At 72.2% G+C, this 21,074-nt stretch carries 9 protein-coding genes; 7 read left to right on the forward strand and 2 right to left on the reverse strand.

The window, feature by feature from the left end; genetic code table 11:
- Positions 1–72 precede the first annotated feature (72 nt).
- The 5 genes from IH00_RS0107085 to IH00_RS0107105 are packed head-to-tail and all read left to right on the forward strand — an operon-like array spanning position 73 to position 16,717.
- Positions 73–12,426, forward strand: a complete 12,354-nt coding sequence (locus IH00_RS0107085) for a type I polyketide synthase (RefSeq protein WP_078887602.1) — start codon at positions 73–75, stop codon at positions 12,424–12,426.
- The gene (locus IH00_RS0107090; protein ID WP_031070766.1) at positions 12,423–13,766 is read left to right on the forward strand and encodes a hypothetical protein; all 1,344 of its coding nucleotides are present in this window, start codon (positions 12,423–12,425) and stop codon (positions 13,764–13,766) included. Before IH00_RS0107085 ends, IH00_RS0107090 begins: the two co-directional genes overlap by 4 nt.
- A 55-nt stretch (positions 13,767–13,821) precedes the next feature.
- On the forward strand, positions 13,822–14,613 hold the full coding sequence (locus IH00_RS0107095; protein WP_052411227.1) for an alpha/beta fold hydrolase: 792 nt from the start codon (positions 13,822–13,824) through the stop codon (positions 14,611–14,613).
- 11 nt (positions 14,614–14,624) lie between these two features.
- Complete coding sequence (locus IH00_RS0107100; RefSeq protein WP_052411228.1) at positions 14,625–15,455, forward strand: alpha/beta hydrolase; 831 nt, start codon at positions 14,625–14,627, stop codon at positions 15,453–15,455.
- Positions 15,452–16,717 (forward strand): cation:proton antiporter, encoded by a 1,266-nt coding sequence (locus IH00_RS0107105; RefSeq protein WP_052411229.1) that lies wholly within the window; start codon positions 15,452–15,454, stop codon positions 16,715–16,717. The genes IH00_RS0107100 and IH00_RS0107105 overlap by 4 nt, the downstream gene beginning before the upstream one ends.
- A 378-nt stretch (positions 16,718–17,095) precedes the next feature.
- Here IH00_RS0107105 and IH00_RS0107110 read toward each other — a convergent pair whose 3' ends face one another.
- Positions 17,096–17,572, reverse strand: a complete 477-nt coding sequence (locus tag IH00_RS0107110) for an ATP-binding protein (RefSeq protein WP_039946509.1) — start codon at positions 17,570–17,572, stop codon at positions 17,096–17,098.
- Between the two features lie 169 nt (positions 17,573–17,741).
- On the opposite strand from IH00_RS0107110, the gene IH00_RS0107115 reads away from it, so the two are divergent.
- The gene (locus IH00_RS0107115) at positions 17,742–18,104 is read left to right on the forward strand and encodes an STAS domain-containing protein (protein WP_031070775.1); all 363 of its coding nucleotides are present in this window, start codon (positions 17,742–17,744) and stop codon (positions 18,102–18,104) included.
- Positions 18,105–18,438: 334 nt separating this feature from the next.
- On the opposite strand, the gene IH00_RS0107120 is transcribed toward IH00_RS0107115, so the two are convergent.
- Complete coding sequence (locus IH00_RS0107120) at positions 18,439–19,641, reverse strand: L,D-transpeptidase (RefSeq protein WP_031070777.1); 1,203 nt, start codon at positions 19,639–19,641, stop codon at positions 18,439–18,441.
- Positions 19,642–19,870: 229 nt separating this feature from the next.
- On the opposite strand from IH00_RS0107120, the gene IH00_RS0107125 reads away from it, so the two are divergent.
- Positions 19,871–21,067: a lipid II:glycine glycyltransferase FemX gene (locus IH00_RS0107125; protein ID WP_031070780.1), complete on the forward strand. Its 1,197-nt coding sequence runs from the start codon at positions 19,871–19,873 to the stop codon at positions 21,065–21,067.
- Positions 21,068–21,074: the final 7 nt, after the last annotated feature.

A 21,074-nucleotide genomic window follows, 5' to 3' on the forward strand; every position in this document is an offset into this window, starting at 1 on the left:
GTGCTGTTGCCCTGCCCCGGGACGGGCGGCGCTCACCGGACGCGCCGCGGGTGATCACGGGGAGACTTGTCGATGACTTCTTTGAGTTCCGTCCTGATCGGCAGCGGGAGCGTCCTCGCTCGCTGCGGCGAGGTACTCGTGGCGAAAGGGCACCGGATCGCAGCCGTGGTGACCGGTGACGCCACCGCCCGGTCCTGGGCGGTCAAGGCGGGGATCCCGCACCATGAACTCGCCGAGGCCGTGGCGATCGCACCGCGTCTGTCCTGCGACCTCCTGCTGAGCGTCGGCAACTACGCGGTGGTGCCCGAAGCGCTGCTCGGCTGCGCGAGGCGGGCCGCCGTCAACTACCACTACGGTCCGCTCCCCGAGTACTCGGGCCTGCACACGCCGTCCTGGGCCATCGCGGACGGGGCGCGTGAGTACGGCATCACCTGGCACCGCATGGCCGAGGTGGTCGACAGCGGTGAGGTGCTGAGGCGGGTGCCGGTGGCGATCGGGCCGGAGGACACCGCGCTGTCACTGGGCCTGAAGTGCGACGAGGCGGCCGTCGCCGGCCTGGCCGGACTGATCGACGAGATAGCGGAGGGCCGCGAGACCGCGACCCCCCAGGACTCCGCGACACGCCGCTACTTCTCACGGCACACCCAATTCCCCGCCGAGGGACTGATCGACTGGAGCCTGCCGGCCGAGCGCATCGCGGCCATGGTCCGGGCCACCGACTACGGCCCGTTCGCGAGCCCGCTGGTGTGGCCCAAGGTCGGCGTCGGCGGGCACTTCTACGCCGTCCGGGAAGCCCGATTCGAGACCGCCGCCGCTTGCGCCGGTTCGACTCCCTCCGCCCGTACCGCTCCTACCGCCGGGGCCGCCGCTTCGGCTGCCGATGGCGCGTCCGCCTCAGGTGACGCCGCCGCGCCCGGAACGGTCCTGTCCTGCGACGACGCGTCGGGCCTGCGGGTGGCCACGGCTTCCGGAAGCCTCACCCTGACCCGGCTGTGCACCCTGGAGGGCGAGGAACGGCCCGCCGGCGCCATCGCGGCGGCGCACGGGGTCCGGCCCGGCACGGTTCTGGACGTCCCCGGCGAGGACGCGAGCGCGCGCCTGACCGAGGCGGGCGTCCGGGCCTCCAAGGCCGCCCACCGCTGGCGTGAGCGCCTGATCGCAGGTGGCGACGATCCCTATCGCCTTCCCTACCCGCAGCCCAGCCCGGGGTCCGGAACCGACAGCGCGGCAGGCGAGCGGCGGGCGGCTCCCGTATCCGTGCGGTGTCCCGTCCCACTCGAGGACGGCGGCGACGGCGGCCTGGAAGCGTCCGCGGCGGCCGCCGCCCGCCTGGCCGGTGCGCTGGGGGTCTTCCTGGGCAGGGCGAGCGGCCGGCAGGACGTCCACCTCGCGATGGCGGCACCTCGCGAGGGCGTAGACGCCGCGTACCGGGACCTGTTCGCCGCCTGGCTGCCCCTGGTGTGCCGTGTCGACGCCGACGCGACGGTCTCGGACAACCTGCGGGCGGTGCGGCAGGAGTTCACCCTCGGCCAGGACCGGGGATGGATCCGTCGCGACGCCGTCGGCCGGGACGAAGCGCTCCGGGAGCGCTGGAACAGCGGCGCACTGACACCGGACGTGCTGATCTCCTGGGGCCCCCGTGACGCCGCCGGCCAGGGCCCGGGTGGTCAGGGCGGCCGCCGTCCGAGACTGGAACTCCACGTCCGGCAGGACGGCTCCGAGGACGGTGCGCTCGTCACCTTCCACTACGACGCCGTGCGCCTGTCGGCCCGGGACGTCGTCCGGCTGGCCGACCAGTTCGCCGCGTGGTGCCGCCGTCTCCCCGCCGCCGCGGAGCAGCCTCCGGCCGCTGCCGACCTGCTCACCGCGGATGAACGCCTCCTCCTCATCGAGGAGTTCAACGACACGGCCCGGGCCACCGCGGACCTGCCCGAGCAGGGTCTGCACCAGCTCTTCGAGCAGGCCGCACGCGGCCATGCAGGGGCGACCGCACTGGTCTGCGGGGACACGAGCCTGACCTATGCCGAGCTCAACGCCCGCGCCAACCGGCTCGCCCACGCGCTGACCGGCCGGGGCGTGGGCCGGGGCGACCTGGTCGGCGTGGCCCTGGACCGCTCGATCGACCTGGTCGTGGCCCTGCTGGCGGTGATGAAGACGGGAGCCGCCTATGTGCCCGTCGACCCCCGGTTCCCCGCCGAACGCATCCGCCTGATGATCGATGACGCCGATCCCAAGCTCATCGTCACCCCCGCCGCCGTGCCCGCCGCCCTCGCCGCCTGGGACACCCGCTGCGTGAGCGTCCACCTGGGTGGAGAGGCGGGCGCCGACGACAACCTCCAGGTCGAGGCGGACGCCGGCGACCTGGCCTACGTCATCTACACCTCGGGCTCGACCGGCCGCCCCAAGGGTGTCGAGATCACCCACGGGGCCCTGTGCAACTTCCTGGCCGCCATGCGCGAGCGGCCCGGGTGTTCCGCCACCGACCGGCTGCTGGCGGTCACCACCGTGTCCTTCGACATCTCCGTGCTGGAGCTGTTCCTGCCGCTGCTGTCCGGCGCGACCACGGTCATCGCCCAGGCGCGGGAGACCCTGGACGCCAAGGCCCTGAGCGGGCTGATGGAGCGGCACGCGATCACCGTGATGCAGGGCACCCCCTCCACCTGGCAGCTGCTGCTGGACGGCGGCTGGCGGGGCACCCCCACGCTGAGGAAGATCCTCTGTGGCGGTGAGGCGCTGTCCCGCGACCTGGCGGACCGGCTGCTCGCCGCCGGGGGCCCGGCGTCGGTGTGGAACATGTACGGCCCCACCGAGACCACCGTGTGGTCCACGGTCTGGGAGGTGGCGGCCCGGGACGGGGAGGACGACATCCTCATCGGCAGCCCGATCGACCGCACCCAGGTCTACGTCCTCGACGAGAACCTGTCACCGGTACCGCTGGGCTTCCCCGGAGAACTGTGCATCGGCGGCGCCGGAGTGGCCCGCGGCTACCGCAACGACCCCGGGCAGACCCGGCTGCGCTTCGCGGACAACCCCTTCCACCCCGGCACCCTCTACCGCACCGGCGACCTGGCCCGCTTCGTCGAACCCGGCCGGCTGACGCTGCTGGGACGCAACGACCGCCAGGTCAAACTGCGCGGCCACCGGATCGAGCCGGCCGACATCGAGGCGGCCATCAGCCGTCACGAGTCGGTCCGCCGCGCGGTGGTGGTCGGCCGTGACGAGCAGCTGGTCGCCTACTGCGTCCGCGACGCGGGTGCGGCCGGTGATCCGGCGCCCGCCCCGGCGGACCGGAGCGCCGCCCTGTCCGAGTGGGCCGCCGCCTGGGACCGCGCCTACGAAGCAGGCACGGACCCCGCTTCCCCCCACCCCGGCGCCGGCGCCGGTACCGCCGACGCCACGTTCAACCTGGCAGGCTGGCGGAACAGTTACGACGGTCTGCCCTTCTCAGGCGCGGAGATGCGTGACTGGCAGCAGAGTTCGCTCCGGCGCATCCTCTCGCACGCGCCGCGGAACGTCTTCGAGATCGGCTCCGGCAGCGGCCTGATGCTGTTCGGCCTGGCACCGCACTGCCGCACCTACCACGCCGTGGACGCCTCCGCCGCAGCCGTCGGGATGATCCGGGAGCACGCCGCCTCCCTGCCGCACGTGACCTGCGAGCAGCGCGCCGCCCACGCGCTCCCCGAGGTGGCCGAGGGCTCGTTCGACACCGTGCTCATCAACTCGGTGGCCCAGTACTTCCCCAGCGCCGACTACCTGACCTCGGTTCTGGAGTGGGCGACCCGGGCGGTCACCAGGGGACGCGTGTTCCTCGGTGACGTACGCGACCTGTCGCTGCTGAGTGTCTTCCACGCCGACGTGGCGCACTTCCGCGCGGACGGGGAGGCCGGCGGAATCTCCGCCGAGGACCTGGCCCGCCGCGCCGAGCGCGGGATGCGCACGGAGCGCGAACTGGTGCTCAGCCGCGACTACTTCGCCGCCCTGCCACACCTGTTCCCGCAGATCACCCGCGTCGACATCACCCTGCGCGACGGCCGCTGCGTCAACGAGATGACGCGCTACCGCTACGACGTCACCCTGCACATCGGCGAGGAGGCCCGGCCCGCCACCCCGGCGGCGGAGAAGGACTGGCAGGCCGACGGCCTCGACCTGGCGGCACTGCGCACCGAGCTGGGCTCGGTCGCCGACCGCCCGCTGCGCCTGAACGGCATCCCCAACGGCCGGCTGGGCGAGGTGTGCGGCCGGGTCGGCGCAGCGCTGGAGGCCATGGGCGCGAGTGCCCCGGTGGTGCCCACGTCCTGGATCGACCCCGCCGACCTCGCCGACCTCGCCCGTGAGGCGGGCCTGGAACTGGCTCTGCTGCCCAGCCGCTCCGGCGGCATCTGGCAGTGCGACGCCCTGTTCTGGCGGCCGGGGCAGACTCCGGACCTCAGCCCGCTCCCCGCCGAAGCGCGGGACCGCGACGCCCTGGCCGGGTACGCCAACACGCCCTCGGCCGGCGAACCGCCCAGGCCCCCGCTGCACCGCGTGCTGCGTCCGTGGCTCGCCGAGCGGCTGCCGGAGTACATGGTGCCGGCGTTCATCGTGGAGCTGGACGAGCTTCCCCTGACCCCGAACGGCAAGATCGACGAGAACGCGCTGCCGGACCCGGTGGTGGAGGTCGACGCCACGGCCAGGCCCGCCACCGAGCTGGAGCGGGACATCATGGCCATCTGGTCGGACGTGCTCGGCCACGACCGGATCGGCGTCAACGAGAACTTCTTCGAGATCGGCGGCAACTCGCTGCGGGTCGTGAGGGTCCAGACGCGGCTGGAGGAACTGCTGGGACGCCCCGTCCTGGGGGCCAAGCTCTTCGAGCACTTCACCGTCAAGACCCTGGCCGCCTACCTGGCCGGCAACACCGGCACCGCCACGGGCGCCGGTCGCGAGGTCGTGCCCGACCGCCGCCGTGCCGTCCTCGACGAGCCCATCGCCATCATCGGCATGGCCTGCCGCCTCCCCGGCGACGCCAACTCCCCGGAGGAGTACTGGGAGCTGCTGCAGCGCGGCGGAGACGGCATCGTCGAGGTGCCCAAGGACCGCTGGGACGCCGAGGCCCTGTACAACCCCGACCCGGAGGTCCCCGGGACCTCGTACTGCAGCCGGGGCGGGTTCGTCACCCCCATCGACCTCTTCGACGCCCCCTTCTTCGGTATCTCGCCGCGCGAGGCCCGCTCGCTCGACCCCATGCAGCGCATGGTGCTGGAGACCACCTGGGAGGCGTTCGAACGCGCCGGCTACACCCTGGATCAGCTGCGCGGCAGCCAGACCGGCGCGTTCATCGGTGTGGGCAAGAGCTCGGCGTACCACGAGTACGGCCTGACCATGGCCGGCGGGCTGACCGACCTCGACGGCTACGTGGGCCCGGGTTCCGCGGGCGGCACCATGTCCGGCCGGGTGTCGTACGTGTTCGGTCTGGAGGGCCCGACCCTCACCCTGGACACGGCGTGCTCCTCCTCCCTGGTCACCACCCACCTGGCCTGCAACGCGCTGCGCAACGGCGAATGCGATCTTGCGGTGTCGGCCGGTGTGAGCCTGATGCTCACCCCTGAACTGCACGTCGAGTTCAGCCGCCTGCGCGGCATGTCGGCGGACGGCCGCTGCCGGTCGTTCTCCTCCGACACCGACGGCACCGGCTGGAGCGAGGGGTCGGCCGCGGTCGTCCTCAAGCGGCTGTCCGACGCCCAGCGCGACGGCGACCCCATCCTGGCCGTACTGCGCGGCACCGCCGTCAACCACGACGGTCACAGCGCCAGCCTGACCACGCCCAGCGGCCCCGCCCAGCAGCGCGTCATCCGCGCCGCCCTGGCCGCGTCCGGTCTCCAGCCGGGCGACATCGACTACCTGGAGGCGCACGGCACCGGCACCAAGCTGGGCGACCCGATCGAGGGCACCGCGCTCGCGGAGGTCTTCGGCGGCAGCCACGCCGACGGGGAACCGCTGTGGGTGGGTTCGGCCAAGTCCAACCTCGGTCACACCCAGGCCGCCGCCGGGCTGGCCGGCGTGATGAAGGTCGTGATGGCCATGCGCCACGACGCCCTTCCGCAGACCCTGCACGTCGCCGAGCCCACCCCCACCGTGGACTGGAAGGGCGCCGGCATGGCGCTGGTCCAGCAGCAGCGGCCGTGGCCGGCGAAGGACGTGCCGCGCCGTGCGGGCGTCAGCTCGTTCGGGATCGGCGGCACCAACGCCCACGTGATCGTCGAGGAGCCGCCGCGGACGGCCGTGAAGGAGACCGGGGAGGGCGCCTCCGCGCCGCTGCCGCCCACGGTGCCGTTCCTGGTGTCCGGTTACACCGACGCCGCCCTGCGCCAGCAGGTCGAGAAGCTGCACCTGCACATGGGCATGAACATCCAGGACCGTCTGGGTGATGTGGCGTTCTCGCTCGCGACCACGCGCAGCCACTTCCGGCGCCGGCTGGTGCTCCTGGTCAAGGACAAGGCCGAACTCCTCGACAAGCTGGCCTCCTTCGCCCGCACCGGGGAGGTGCCCGCGGAGTCGGTGCGCAGCGGGAACCACACCGAGGAACCCCGCCTGGCCCTGCTGTTCACCGGCCAGGGCAGCCAGGTCGCGGGCATGGGCAGGGACATCCACGACGTCTACCCCGTCTTCCGTGAGGCGCTGGAGGAGGTCGCCGCCCGCTTCACCGAGCTGGAGAAGCCTCTCCTCGAGGTGATGTGGGCCGATCCGGGCAGTGAGGAGGCGGCCCTGCTGCACCGCACCGACTTCACCCAGCCGGCCCTGTTCGCCCTTCAGGTGGCGCTGTGGCGCCTGTGGGAGAGCTGGGGTGTGCGGCCGGAGGTGCTGCTGGGCCACAGCATCGGTGAACTCGCCGCGGCGCACGTGGCCGGGGTGTTCGATCTGGACGACGCCTGCCGGCTGGTCGCGGCCCGCGGCCGGCTGATGCAGGCCCTGCCCGCTCGCGGCGCCATGGTGTCGCTGGAAGCCGGCGGTGACGAGGCGGAAGCCGCCATCGACGCTCTCGGGCTGCGCGGCAAGCTGGACGTCGCCGGACTCAACACGCCCACGCAGACGGTGCTGTCCGGTGACGCCGAGGCCGTCGAGGCGATCACCGCCCACTTCACGGAGCAGGGCCGCAAGGCCAAGCGGCTGACGGTGTCCCACGCCTTCCACTCGCACCACATGGACGGCATGCTCGCCGAGTTCCGGGCCGTGGCGGAGACCATACGCTTCCGTCCCGCGGCGATCCCCCTCGTCAGCAGCCTGACCGGCGAGCTCGCCGCGCCGGGCGAGCTGGAGCAGGCCGACTACTGGGTCCGCCAGGTGCGCCACGCCGTCCGTTTCAGCGACGGCATGCGGAGCCTGCACCGCCAGGGCGCGAACACCTTCCTGGAGCTCGGCCCGCAGCCCGTGCTGTCGGGCCTGGGCGCGACCTGCCTGGCCGACGAGGGGCCGGTGTCCTGGGTGCCGTCCTGCACCCCGGGCAGGAACGGCGCCTCGGTCATCCAGCGGAGCCTGGCCGAGCTGCACGTGCGGGGTGTCCCGGTCGCCTGGGACGGCTACTTCGCGCCCTTCGGCGGTGGCCGGGTGGCCCTGCCGACGTACGCCTTCCAGCGGGAGCGGTTCTGGTTCGAGCCGCCGCTCTCCCGCGAGGTCGGCGCCGGTCTGGACGCCACCGGCCACGCGCTCCTCGGCGGCGGTGTGGAGATCGCCGGCACCGGGCTGTCGCTGTTCACCAACGTGGTGGCGGCGGACCAGCCGGTGTGGGTGCAGGAGCACCGGGTGATGGACGCCGTCCTGATGCCGGGCACGGCGTTCTTCGAGGCCATGCGGGCGGCGGGCGACGCGGCCCACGAGGGCGAGTGGGACCTGTCGGACGTGGTCATCGCCTCGCCGCTGGTGCTGGCCTCCGGTGTGCCGGTACGTATGCAGGTCACCGTGGGTCCGGCGGTCGGTGAGGCCCGTCCCGTCCAGGTCTACAGCGCCCCCGAGGGTGAGGACGGTGCCTGGCAGCTGCACGCGGAGGGCCGGATCACGCCCGCGGAGGGAGCCGGTGCCGGCACCGCGGTGACGGTTCCGCCCCGGGGCGCCGAGCCCCTCGACGCGTCCGCCCTCTACCGCGATCTCGACGCCCTCGGCTACGGCTACGGGCCGACCTTCCAGGGCATCAAGGAGGCCTGGCACGTGGGCGGGGAGGTGTGGGCCAGGGCCGCGCTGCCGGAGAGCGCGGAGCAGTCCGCCGCCGGCTACGTCCTGCACCCTGCCCTGCTGGACTCGGCCATGCACTCCCTGCTGCTGACCCAGCGGCTGCAGAACCGGACCGGTGACGACCTGTTCGTGCCGTTCGAGGCCGAGCGGCTGTCGCTGCGGGTGAAGGGCCTGTCGGAGATCTGGGTCAGGGTCGCCGACTTCGAGCTGGGCGACGGCGAGTTCTGGGCATCGCTCGACATCCACGACCGTGACGGCGCCCATGTCGGCCGGCTTCACCGCCTCCACGCACGGCGGGTGGACCGCGCGGTGCTGCGCCGCCTGGCCGCGGCCGGGGTGGACCGCTTCCAGTTCGACGTCGACTGGCGCCACGTCGACACCGAGACCGTCGAACTGGGCGGCTCCTGGGGCATGATGACCCCGGCCGGGGACGTGCCGTGGGCGCGGGAGGTCAAGACCCTCCTGGCCCGCGCCGGTATCCAGGTGATCAAGGTCCGGGAGCTGGAGGACGCCGAGGACCTGGACGGCCTGGTCTGCCTGTGGGACTCCGACGCGGAGGTACCGTCCCAGGCCCACGCGTTCGCCGCCAGGGCCCTGGAGCAGCTCCAGGAAGCGGTCGGCACGGAGTTCCGCACCCCGCTGGTCTGGGTCACCCGCCGCGCGGTGGGCACCGGCGCCGACGACATGGTCTCCGGGCTGGGCGCCGGACCGCTGTGGGGCCTGATGCGCACCGCCCGCAACGAGCACCCCGAACTGAGCCTGCGCCTGATCGACCTCGGCGGGGAGGAGGCGGACCGCAAGGCGCTGCCTGCCGCGCTGATGCTGGAGGCCGAACCGGAGTGCGCCCTGCGCCACGGCGAGGTGCTGGTGCCGCAACTGCTGCGGGTCGGCTCGGCGCAGGATCTGCAGATCCCGGCGGAGGGCCGCTGGCAGCTGGAGATCGCCGCCAAGGGCCGCCTGGACGAGCCGCTGACGGTCAAGTCCCTGCCGGAGAGGGCCCTCGCACCGGGCGAGATCCGCGCCGAGGTGCGGGCCGCCGGGGTGAACTTCCTCGACGTGCTCAATGCCCTGGGCATGGTCGAGATCCCCGCGTTCGGTCTGGAGTTCGCCGGTGTGGTCACCGAGGTCGGCGGCAGCGTCGACCAGGTGAAGGTGGGCGATGCCGTGCTGGGTCTGGCCCGCGGCTCCTTCGCCTCCGAGGTCGTCACGGACGCGCGCCAGGTGGTGCGCATGCCGGAGCACCTCAGCTTCGAGGAGGCCGCCACCATCCCGATGACCTTCCTCACCGCCTGGTACGGGCTGCACGAACTGGGCGGTCTGCAAGCGGGCGAGCGGGTGCTGATCCACGCCGCGGCCGGTGGCGTGGGCATGGCGGCGGTGCAGCTGGCGCGGCTCACCGGTGCCGAGGTCTACGGCACGGCCAGCGAGCCCAAGTGGCCCGCGCTGCGGGAGCTCGGCCTGGACGACGCCCATCTCGCCTCGTCGCGCGACCTGGGCTTCGTGGAGCACTTCGGCAAGGGCGCCGGCGGTGAGTCCGGCGGCGGCTTCGACGTGGTGCTGAACTCCCTGGCCACCGAGTTCATCGACGCGAGCCTGGGCATGCTGGGCAGCGGCGGACGGTTCCTGGAGATGGGCAAGATCGATGTGCGGGAGCAGTCCGCCATCGACCGGAGCCACCCGGGCGTGACCTACACCGTCTACAACCTGCCCGAGGCGGGCCCGGACCTCATCCAGCGGATGCTGGTCTCCATCGCCGAGCTGTTCACGCAGGGCAAGCTGGCCCCGCTGCCGCTGCGGGCCTTCCCCATGACACACGCCTCCGACGGCCTGCGTTTCATCGCCCAGGCCCGGCACGTGGGCAAGGTGGTGCTCGTCCCGGCCCAGCAGCGGGAGTTCGTCCGGCCGGACGGCGCGGTGCTCGTCTCGGGTGGCGTCGGCGACCTCGGCCGGCGCGTGGCCAGGTGGCTGGCCGGCACCCACGGCGTACGCGACCTGGTGCTGACCTCCCGCCGCGGGATGGAGACCCCGGGTGCGCAAGCCCTGGTGGAGGAGCTGTCCGAGCTGGGCGCCACGGCCACGGTGGTGGCCTGCGACGCGGCCGATCGCGACGACGTCGCCGCGGTGATGGCCCTGTTCGGTGACGAACGCCCGCTGCGGGGCGTGGTCCACGCGGCCGGTGTGCTGGACGACGGCGCCCTGACGGCGCTGACGCCGGATCGGTTCGACGCGGTCCTGCGGCCCAAGGTGGACGGCCTGTGGCATCTGCACGAGCTGACCCAGGACATGGAGCTGGACTTCTTCATGATGTTCTCCTCCATCGCGAGCGTCATGGGAGCCCCCGGCCAGGGCAACTACGCCGCTGCCAACGCCTTCCTGGACGCGCTCGCCCACCTGCGGCGGGCCGAGGGCCTGCCGGCCACCTCGGTGGCCTTCGGGCCCTGGGAGGGCGACGGCATGGCCGCCGGGCTCAGCGAGTTCGACCGGGCCCGCTTCGCCCAGCTCGGCCTGGACCGGCTGGCCCCGGACGAGGGCCTGGAGCTCTTCGAGCTCGCCGTCAGGAGCGGCCGTGCGCTGACCATGGCCGCCGCGCTGGACCTGAACCGCGTGCAGCACTACTTCGAGAACCGTGGCGGCATACCGCCGCTGTTCCGCGCGCTGCTCAGCGGCAACGCCGGCGGACGCTCGAGGGCCGGCGGCGGGACGGATCTGCGCAAGCTGCTGGGCGAGGCCGCGCCGGAGGAGTACCCGGACGTGGTGCTGAGCGTGGTCCGCGAGGAGGTGGCGAAGACCCTGGGCTTTGCCTCGGCGGAGGCCGTGGACGTCGGCGTGCCGCTCCAGGACATCGGCATCGACTCCCTGACGGCGGTGCTGATGCGCAACCAGCTGGCGGACCTGACCGGGCTCGCCCTGCCCGCGAAGATCGCGTTCGATCACCCCAACCTCACCTCGCTGGCCGACTTCCTGCTGGCGCAGCTGCTGGAGGCGGGGCTGGACGCGGCCTCCCCGACCGCCACCGGGACGGCGGCCACCGGGCCGGCCGAGCCGGCGGAGGCCGTGGGCGTGGACCTGTCCCCGGCCCGCAAGGGCCTGCTCCACCCCGACCTGCGCTTCACCAACGCCACCGGGGCGCCGGTACGCCCGGAGGCGGTGTTCGTCACCGGCGCCACCGGATTCGTCGGCGCCTACCTGCTGCACGAGCTGCTCGCCTCCGAGGTGGTCGCCTACTGCCTGGTGCGGGCGGACGACACCCGCCAGGCCATGGAGCGCCTGGTCGGCGCCCTCGACGCCTACGGCCTGTGGAAGGAGGAGTTCGCGCCGCTGCTTAACCCGGTGGTGGGCGACCTCACGAGGCCGCTGTTCGGCCTGGACGAGGAGGGCTTCGACGAACTGGCCGACCAGGTGGACGCCATCTGCCACTCCGGTGCCCTGGTGGACTGGATGCGGCCGCTGGAGGACTACATCGGTCCCAACGTGGTCGGTACGCACGAGGCGCTGCGCCTGGCCTCGCGCGGCCGCGGCAAGGCGTTCCACTTCGTGTCCACCTTCGCCACGCTGCCCAAGTACCTGGGGTACGAGGTCACCGAGGACGACCGGGAGTACGGCTACCTGACCTCCAAGTGGCAGGCGGAGCAGATGGTGGCCGCCGCCCGCTGGCGCGGCGCGAAGGCGTCGACGTACCGGCTGCCGTTCGTGGGTGCCTCGACGCGTACCGGGCACTTCCGGCTCGATCGCGGCGACTTCCTGCACAACCTGATCACCGGCGGCCTCGAGATGGGGAGCTTCCCGTCGCTGGCGGCGGACCTCACGGCGGTCCTGCCGGTCGACTACCTGTGCCGCACGATCGCCGAGGCGATGACCGGCGACCTGGCGCGCATCGGCAGGGACTACGACTTCGTCAACTCCGGGGCCCCGGCCTTCGACCGCTTCTTCGAGATGGTCGGCGCCGCCGGCGGCGGGGCGGAGATCGTGCCCTTCGACGAATGGCGGCAGCGGGCGCTGGCGTTCGCCGCCGGACACCCGGCGAGCCCCCTGGCCCGGATCGCCGCCCTGGTGGACGGCCTGACGGCGGAGGGCCTGGCGGACATGTTCGCCGCGCTCCCTGTGGGAGACGCCGTCTTCGGCGCGGAGGACTACCCGTCCCCGCCCCTCGACGAGGACTTCGTCCGCACCTATGTGGACCGCATCAACACTACGGACCGAGCGGAGAACACGACGTCATGAGCGACGCTACCCAGGCGGCAGACGCGACCGTGGACGACGACGCCACGGTCACCGGCACCTACCGGAAGACCGGCACCTTCCTGCACTCCTCGGCGGCGGCGCACGCCGAGCAGCTGTCCCCGGTGCTGGACAAGTACCAGGTCGACAAGGAGGAGATGGGGTCGAGGCTGCCTCCGCACCGGACGCTGAACACCAGCTGCTTCCACCCGGAGGTGCTCCCCACCGAGGTCGTCCGGATGAATCTGGACGACGATCTCGCGGACAACCTGGCACGCCAGCTGCGCTGTCAGGCGGTGATCCAGGAGAGCTTCGCGGCCGCCTCGATCGGCAGCTACTTCCCGGTCTCCACCATGTTCGAGAACTGCGTGCTGTTCGTGCCCTCGGCGAAGCGCTTCTACGACCTGAACCAGGACATCGTCCACGAGCACTTCCCCGAGGTAGAGACCGCGGTGGTGAACGCGTTCATCGTGCCGGCGGAGAAGCGGCCGTACGGCACCCATGCGGCCAGCTCGATCGCCCTGCAGATCCCGTCACTGGTGAAGAAGCAGCTCGGCTTCCCCACCGAGTACCGCAGCTTCCACACCGCGCTGACCCCGACGCCGCTGACCCGGCAGCCCTTCGTGATCTTCGAGGAGGCCGAGGTCGAGGCCCCGAACCTCCCTTACGTCTACGAGAAGATGCTGGAGCACGGCCTGGAGGGCGAGGAGAAGGACGCCGTCGACAAGGCGCTGTACCTCTTCCTGGAAGGGAAGCTGTCCGAGATCGACCTGCCGTCGGTGCGGGACTACCTCATGGCGATGTACTGGGCGAAGACGTACGCCGACAAGCCGTCTCCCGGCTACTACTGCGACAGCCGGGTGGGCGACGCGCTGGTCTTCGACAACTACCGGGCCCACGCCGACAGCACCCTGCCCCGCACCACCAAGGACCGCCTCACCATCGACCTGCGGTGCTTCAACAAGGTCCACTACCCCAAGGGCATGACCAGTGGCCTGGACTTCATCGTCGACCCGGACGAGCGCGCCTACCAGGTCAAGCGCAAGTGGGCGTCGATCGAGTTCCTGCTCGCCACACTCGGTTACGAGAGCGTCGACGAGTTCCTGCGCCTGGTGTTCGGCGGGGCCCGGAGCGCGGCGGACATCGATCCGTTCGGCCTGATGACCGACCTGCAGTTCGGCATCTACAACAAGTCCGAGTACCACCTCCTGGACCAGAACCTCGACGACCACTACGAGCGGGTCGAGGCCCTGTACGACCGCATCGCCAAGGAGGGGGAGTACGTCCTGCCGGAGCGGGCCAGGCAGTGCCTGGCGGCGCTGAGCGAGCAGCCCGGCACCTGAGGTCCGGAAAGGGCACGGCTGAAGTGAGCCACCGACACCGATCGAGGAATGCGCTGTGAGCCGAACCGAATCCGTGGACGACCTCGTGGAACGCTTCTACACGGTCGTGAAGCTGCCGCACGACCCGTTCACCAAGGTGTTCCTCAATCGGTGCCGTTCCCACACCGTCAAGGTCGACGGCCGTTTCTACAAGTACTACCAGAGCGGCAGCGGCCCCACCGTCCTGCTCGTCCACGGCCTGAACACCCATCTGGGCAGCATGGTGGCCATCGCCGAAGAACTCCTGGCCCAGGGTTACCGGGTGGTGCTGTTCGACGTGCCGCCGCACGGGGAGGCGCTGGGCACCACGGGTGACCCCGCCGAGATCCGCGCCCTCCTGCGCGCCCTGTACGACCGGCTCACCGGCCTGTACGCGGTGGTCGGCCACTCGATGGGCGGCCTGTGGGCCCTCACCGCGTGGCACGCCGGGGTGGCCGCCCGGACCGTGATCTCGATCTCCTCCCCGCCCGCCAAGATGTTCCTGGTCGAGAGGTTCGCCGAGATGAACGCCCTCGACGACGACCGGGTCCGGGGGGTGGCCGGGGAGATCGAGAGAAGGTTCGGCGAGACGGTGTGGGACGAGTACTCGGCGCTCGAGGCCGCCCGAGCGATCGACGTGCCGGGACTGGTCGTCCACGGCACGGCCGACGACTACGTGCCGCCCGTTCACGCCGGGGATCTGCATGCGAGCTGGCGGAACTCCACCGTGGAACTCGTCGAGGGCGCCGGACACTTCGACATCGTGGACTCACCCGAGGTACGGAAGATCATCTCCGCGCACCTGCGGAGCATGGAAGAAGCAAGGTAAGGGGCGATCAATTGGACACCGACATCACGGAAAAGCTGCGCCGGCTGGCCTTCACGCCGATGCGGACGCAGCCTCCGAACGCCACCCGGCCGATCCTGGAACAGGCTGCCAAGGAGGTCGAGGTCGTCGACGGCGGCAAGGTGGTCCACTACCTCTGGGGCGAAGGCGAGCGGCGGATCCTGCTGGTCCACGGCTGGGCCGGCAACGCCGGGCACCTGACCGTCCTTGCGGACGCGCTCGCCCGGGCGGGCTGCGCGGTGGTCGTCGCCGATCTCCCCGGCCACGGCGAGTCCGAGGGAGGGGAGTCCTCCGTCATCCACTTCGCCAAGGCGGTCGAGGCGGCCCACGAGCGGTTCGGTCCCTTCCACGCCGTCGTCGCCCACTCGCTGGGCGCCGCGGCCACGACCTACGCCATGTCGCGCGGGGTAACGCTGGAGCGGGCCGTGTTCGTCAACCCCATCAGCAGCTACACCAGCCTCTGGCGCCGCTCCGGCCAGGTGATGCAGGTGTCGCCGGAGGCCATCGGGCTGGTTCGCGCGCGTGCGGAGGAGTGGCTCGGCATCTCCTTCGACGCCATCGAACCCGCACTCGCGGCACGGGACTTCACCGGCCGGCTGCTCGTCGTCCACGACGAGAACGACCCGGAGTCGCCGATCACCGACAGCGAGGCGCTGGTGGCGGCCTGGGGACAGGCCGAGCTGATGCGGGTGCGGGACCTGGGCCACACCAAGGTGCTGCGCGACGAGGCCGTGGTCCGTCGCGCCGTCGGCTTCCTGACGGCGGACGGCTCGGGCGACGGAGCGGACAGCGACGCGGCGGGGGATGGAGCGGCGGGCCGGTGACACTTCCCGTGGCCGCGCACGCGATCGCCGCACTCGGCGCCTTCCTGGTCGTCGGCCACCTGGGACGCCGGCTGGCCCGCCGGATCGGGCAGCCCGGCGTCGTCGGCGAGATCGCGTTCGGCATGCTGCTCGGTCCGGCGGTACTCGGCTGGGCCTGGCCCGAGGCGCAGTCCGTGCTGTTACCGGCCGAGGTGCTGCAGCCGCTGCGCGACCTCGGGCATGCCGGACTGGTGCTGTTCCTCGTGGGCGTGGCCCACGAACTGCGGTTGGACGCCTCCCGCCTGCGGGACCGGGCCATCGGCTGGACGGCACTGGGCACCCTCGTGCCCTCCCTGGCGGTCGGCGCTGCGTTCGGCGGCTGGCTCGTCTGGTACGACCAGCCCTCCTTGCGGGGGGCCGCGCCCACCCTGGCCTTCGTGCTGCTGCTGGCGACCACCATGGCGGTCTCGGCGGTGCCCGTGCTCGCCAGGATCCTCGCCGACCGCGGCCTGACCGCCACCCGCGCCGGGCGGCTCTCGCTGACCTCGGCCGCGCTCATCGACTCCGTCGCCTGGCTGCTGCTGGCCGTGGTGATCGGCATCGCCCAGCCCGGCTCGGGCGGTGTCGCGACCGCGGCCACCGTACTGGTGACCGGAGTGCTGGCGGCCACCCTGGGCCGCCGCCTGCTGAGGACCACTCAGGCCGAGCGCCTGTGCGCCCGGTGGCCCTGGCTGGTGGCCGTCGTCCTGGGCGTCTGCGTGCTCCTCGCGGCGGGCGTGGCGGAGTCCTGGGGACTCACAGCGATCTTCGGCGCGTTCGTGGTGGGGCTCATGGTCCCGCCCGACTCGCCTCGCTGGGACGCACCGGTCCGCTGGGTGTCCACCCTGGGCCTGTGGCTGGTGCCCGTCTTCTTCATCGCCACGGGGCTGAGGATATGGACGGGCTCGGGCGGCATTCCGTGGCTGGTGACGATCCTGGCGACGGTCCTGGCCGTGCTCGCCAAGATCGGTGGCGGTTACGCGGTCTCCCGTCTGGGCGGGGAGGAGCACGCCGAGGCGCTTCGCGTCGGCGTGATGCTCAACACTCGGGGGCTCACCGAGATCGTCCTGCTCCAGGTCGGGTACAGCGCCGGAGTGCTCACCTCCGGCCTGTATCTGGCGCTGCTGGTGATGGCGGTGGTCACCACCTCGATGACCGGCCCGCTCCTGTCGCTGATCGACCGCCGCCAGGCCAGGCGCACGCCCTCCGGGCCCCGGAAGAGTGAGCAGCTCACGGCAGGGTGAGCACCTCTCCCCCGCCCGCGGCCGCCCCGGCGGCGCACGACAGGCCGCCGGGGCGGCGGGCCCCGCACCCCGGCCGGACTCCGGACTCGGGGCTTCGCAGGACCGACCGGCGGCGGGCGGGCGCCGGGCCCGGCAACGGGAGTCCGGCGAGAAGACCACCAGCCGGCGAGCAGCCGCGCGGGGCCACGGACCGCGGGCCGGACAGCGGAGGAGCCACACGTCGTTCGGCGACGACGCCGAGGGACGCCTGGGAAATGCGCAGCTTCCACCGGGGGTCAGGGCCCGTCACCGGAAGCGCGCCCATGCGGGTCGCAACCTCTCGCATCGACCCCGGCCATCCCGATCACGGAGCCGCACGACCAGGGAGAAGGTGAGTGTTCACGCCCGGCTGCCGGCAGCGGAGTCGCTGGGTGTGTCGGCCAGGCTGATGCGGGCCGTGATGCGCTTGCCGACCGGTTCCTGCTCCACGAACAGGTCCTCGGTGACGGCCTTGACGATCTCCAGGCCGTGCTGGCCGATTCTGCCGGCATCCGCGGCCCGGGCGACGGGGACCGCGGGGTCGCTGTCCCACACGACGACCTCCACGGCACGGGCGGTGATGCGCAGGTCCATCAGCACCGGGCCGGGGGCGTACTTGCGGGCGTTGGTGACCAGTTCGCTGACCACCAGCCGGGTGAGGTCCTTCACACGTGCGGAGACCGGCAGGTGATGTTCGTCGCCTGCCTGGTCGAGGAAGGCGGCGGCGTGGTGGCGGGCGTTCGCGATGCAGCCGTCGTCCCCGCCCAGGGCGTAGCCGGCCCGCATCAGGTACGCGTCCGGCGCCGTGCAGCCGTCACCGTCGGCTTGGGATCCCACCGGCCTCGCCTCACTCCCCGTTTACGCGCGCCTCTACCCCGATCCATGCCATGCATGCCGTACGGGTTTCGCCGGGCGCAGCCGCCCGGGTGCATCCGGCGGCGGCAGTGGGGCAGAATCGTCCGCGCAAGCCCTGACCCGTGCAAGCCCGAGCGCAGTCGAGGAGATCGTGACCCACATCGAGAACGCGGACCGGCCGGCCCGGCTTTCTGCCGGGCACCGCATGGTCGAGGGTGTCCGGGTGGTTACTCTCCGGGGCGAGATCGACCACGATGTCAAGGACCAGCTGAGCGAAGCCCTGCGGTGCGAGGACGGTGCCCCTCCACGGATCGTGGCGGATCTCGGCGGTGTGACGTTCATGGACTCCAGCGGGATCAACGTCTTCGTCTCCACCCACCAGCAGGTGAGCGGCGCGGGCGGGTGGGTGCGCATCGCCGGCGCTCAGGAAGCCGTCCTGCGCGTGCTCCAGCTGGTCGGCGTCGACGCGGTCATTCCCTGCCATCCCACCATCGAGCAGGCCCTGACCAACTGACCGCGTCACCCGGGGCGGTCGGGTCGGCGCGCCGTGGACGCCCTTGGAGCGTCCGGTCACTCAGGAGAGGCAGACGCGGCGCCGTGCCGCCGTGGTGGCCGCCGCGCCGGCCTCGTTCCCCGGCGCGGTGGTCGTCGTCGGCCACGGCCGCCGGCTGTGCGCCGACCGGCGCGGCGAGCGCCTCGAACCGCGCGCCGCCGCGCCCGTCGCCACCTCTGCCGACGCATGCGCCGTCACGTGCGCACAGCCTGGGCCACGATCGCGAGGACCGGGCCATGTGCGCCGGCCTCCCGCGCCGCGGCACGGCGCCGGACGAGCCGTCGCGGCCCGCCCGTCAGCGCAGCGCGCTTCGCCGCTGCCAGTCGGCCCACGACAGGTTCCACTGGCCGAAGCCGTTGGCCGGCGCGACGACGCCCTTGGTGTCCTTGCCGGTGATCTCGAACGGGTCGCCCGCCCGTACCTGGCTGTAGAACCAGGCCGCGTCGGCGTTGCTCATTCCTATGCAGCCCGAACTGCGGTTGGCGTTGCCGAACCAGCGGGCGTTCCAGGGAGCGGCGTGCGCGTACATGCCCGACCAGGTGAGCCGCATCGAGTAGTCGACCATCTTGTCGTAGGCGTCACCGAGGCCGACCGTCTCGGAGTTCATGTTGATGGTGCCCTCCTTGGCCATCAGGACGGCGGTGCCGCGCCAGGAACGCTTGTCGCCGCCGGGCGTGCCGCCGGAGACCGGGATGCGCCGGACGGTCCTGCCGTCGCGCAGGAGCGTGAGCTGATGGCTGTCCAGGTCCACCTTGACGATCTGCTGGACGCCGATGGTGAAGGTGGTGGTGTAGTCGCGCACGAACCAGCCGCCGTCGCCGGAGTCGGTGCCGTTCAGCCGGGCGTCGAGGGTGACCTTGGTGCCGGGTTTCCAGTACTTCTCGGGTCGCCAGTCCACCCGGTCCTTGCCCGACCAGTCGCGCATCCAGCCCCATGATCCCCCGGTGCCGTTCGAAGTGATGATCTTCAGCTGTTTCTCGACCTCGGCGCGGTTCTCGACGGGGTTGTCGAAGACGAGCGAGATCGGCTGGGCTATGCCGACGGTGGCGCCGGCGCCCGGTCGCCAGTCGACCTTGTTGACCTTGGCCGCCGGGGCGGTGGCGAAGGAGGCCCGGCTCGTGCCGGCGGTGCCGCCCCGGGTCCGGGTGGCCGCCGTGACCGCGTACGCCGTGCCGGGTACGGCCTTGCGCTCGGAGATCCACGAGCGGCCGTCGGCGGCGACCTTGCCGGCGAGTTCGCGGCCCTTGGCGTCGGTGACGGTCACCGAGGTGAGGCGTCCGTCCGCCGCGGTGACCTTCACCGGCTCGCCGGCCGCGGCCTGCCGGCCCGTGGGAGTGACCGTCACGGTGACGGGGCGGTCACCGTCCTTCCCGGCCGTGCCGGCGTCCGCCGTTGGCGGAGCGGGGTTCGCGGAACAGGCGGCCGCGAGCGAGGCGAACAGGGCCACGGCGACGGCGGAACGTACCGGGGCGTGGACGCGGACACGAATGCGGTGCAACAGGACCTCCGGGGCGGAAGGGAGCGAGGGCCGGCAAGGAAGGGCCGGGCAGCCGATGTCGTGACTGTAGATGCGGAGAAGCGCAGGTCAGCGGTGGCGGAGCAATGTGACGGCGACTGGTGAGGAACGGTCATGGTCCGGTCACATTCGCCGCGCGGGACGGTCACGGGCGGCTGTGAGCATCTCGTGCAACCCCGCGACCGTCCGGGGAGAAGGAGAGGCCCAGTCCGTGTCAGCGCTGCTCGTACCGCCCCGACGCCCTCACGACGAGGGCAACCGGTCCCTCAGGCTGGAATGCGTCACCGCCGAGACCTACCGGGCCTTTCTCGCCTCCCGCGACGGCGCGGCGCTCGGCGCCGGATTCCTGCAGTGCCCGTCCTGGGCCGACGTCAAGGAGGGCTGGCGTGCCCAGCTGGTCGGTTGGGGTCCTGATCCGCAGGCCGGCCGGCTGACGGGAGTGGCGCTGGTGCTGCTGCGTCCATTGCCGGGTACGCGCAAGTACTTCGCCTACCTTCCCGAGGGACCCGTCGCCGACTGGGCGGACCCGGACATCGACGGCTGGCTCGGCCCGCTGCTCGAGCACCTGCGCGGCGCGGGCGCCTTCGCCGTGCGCATCGGTCCCTCGCCTGCCTACCGGCGCTGGGACGCGGCCCTGCTGAAGTCGCTCGGCGGACCGGACAGGCGTCTGGGCGACGTCCTCGCCAGCGAGGTCGACCCGCTCGGCACCGCGGTGGCCGATCGGCTGCGCGCCCGCGGCTGGCGCCGCTGCGGCGGTGACGGATCGGGGGACGACGGGGACGCCCAGCCGCGCCATGTCTTCCACGTGCCCCTCGCCGGGCGCAGCACCGAGGATCTGTGGTCCGGGCTGAACCAGGAGTGGCGGCGCAACGTCCGGCGCGCCCGGAAGGAAGGCGTGGAGGTGGTCGTGGGCAGTGCGGCCGACCTGCCCGAGTTCTACCGGCTGCTGCGCATCACCGAGGAGCGCGACGGTTTCCGGCTCGGCCGCTCGCTCAGCTACTACGAACGCCAGTACGCGGCGCTCAACGCCGAGGAGCCGGGCCGGATGAAGCTCTACCTGGCCCGCCACCGCGGGGAGGTCCTCGCCGCGCACACCATGATCACGGTGGGCCACAGGGTCTGGTACCAGACCGGCGCCTCCGCCGACCACCGCCGGGAGGTACGGCCGTCGAACGCCCTGCAATGGCGCATGCTGCTGGACGCCCACGCGCTGGGCGCTGACGTCTACGACATGCGCGGGGTACCCTCCACCCTTGACCCTGGCGAACGTGCGTACGGACTGTTGCGGTGGAAGCTCGGCACCGGCGGACAGGTCGTCGAGACGTTGGGGGAATGGGAGAGAGCCTTGGGCGGCACCGCCAATCAGACGCTTCACCGCGCCTTCCAGGCGTACCTGAACCGCCGGTGAGGCCGCC

Origin of the sequence: Streptomyces sp. NRRL S-118 (assembly GCF_000716335.1) — a bacterium.
Lineage (GTDB): Bacteria > Actinomycetota > Actinomycetes > Streptomycetales > Streptomycetaceae > Streptomyces.

What these genes read in the sequence shown, in the direction of transcription:
- IH00_RS0107085 (WP_078887602.1), top strand. Translation starts at nt 73, where the DNA reads ATGACTTCTTTGAGTTCCGTCCTGATCGGCAGCGGGAGCGTCCTCGCT.
- IH00_RS0107090 (WP_031070766.1), top strand. Translation starts at nt 12,423, where the DNA reads ATGAGCGACGCTACCCAGGCGGCAGACGCGACCGTGGACGACGACGCC.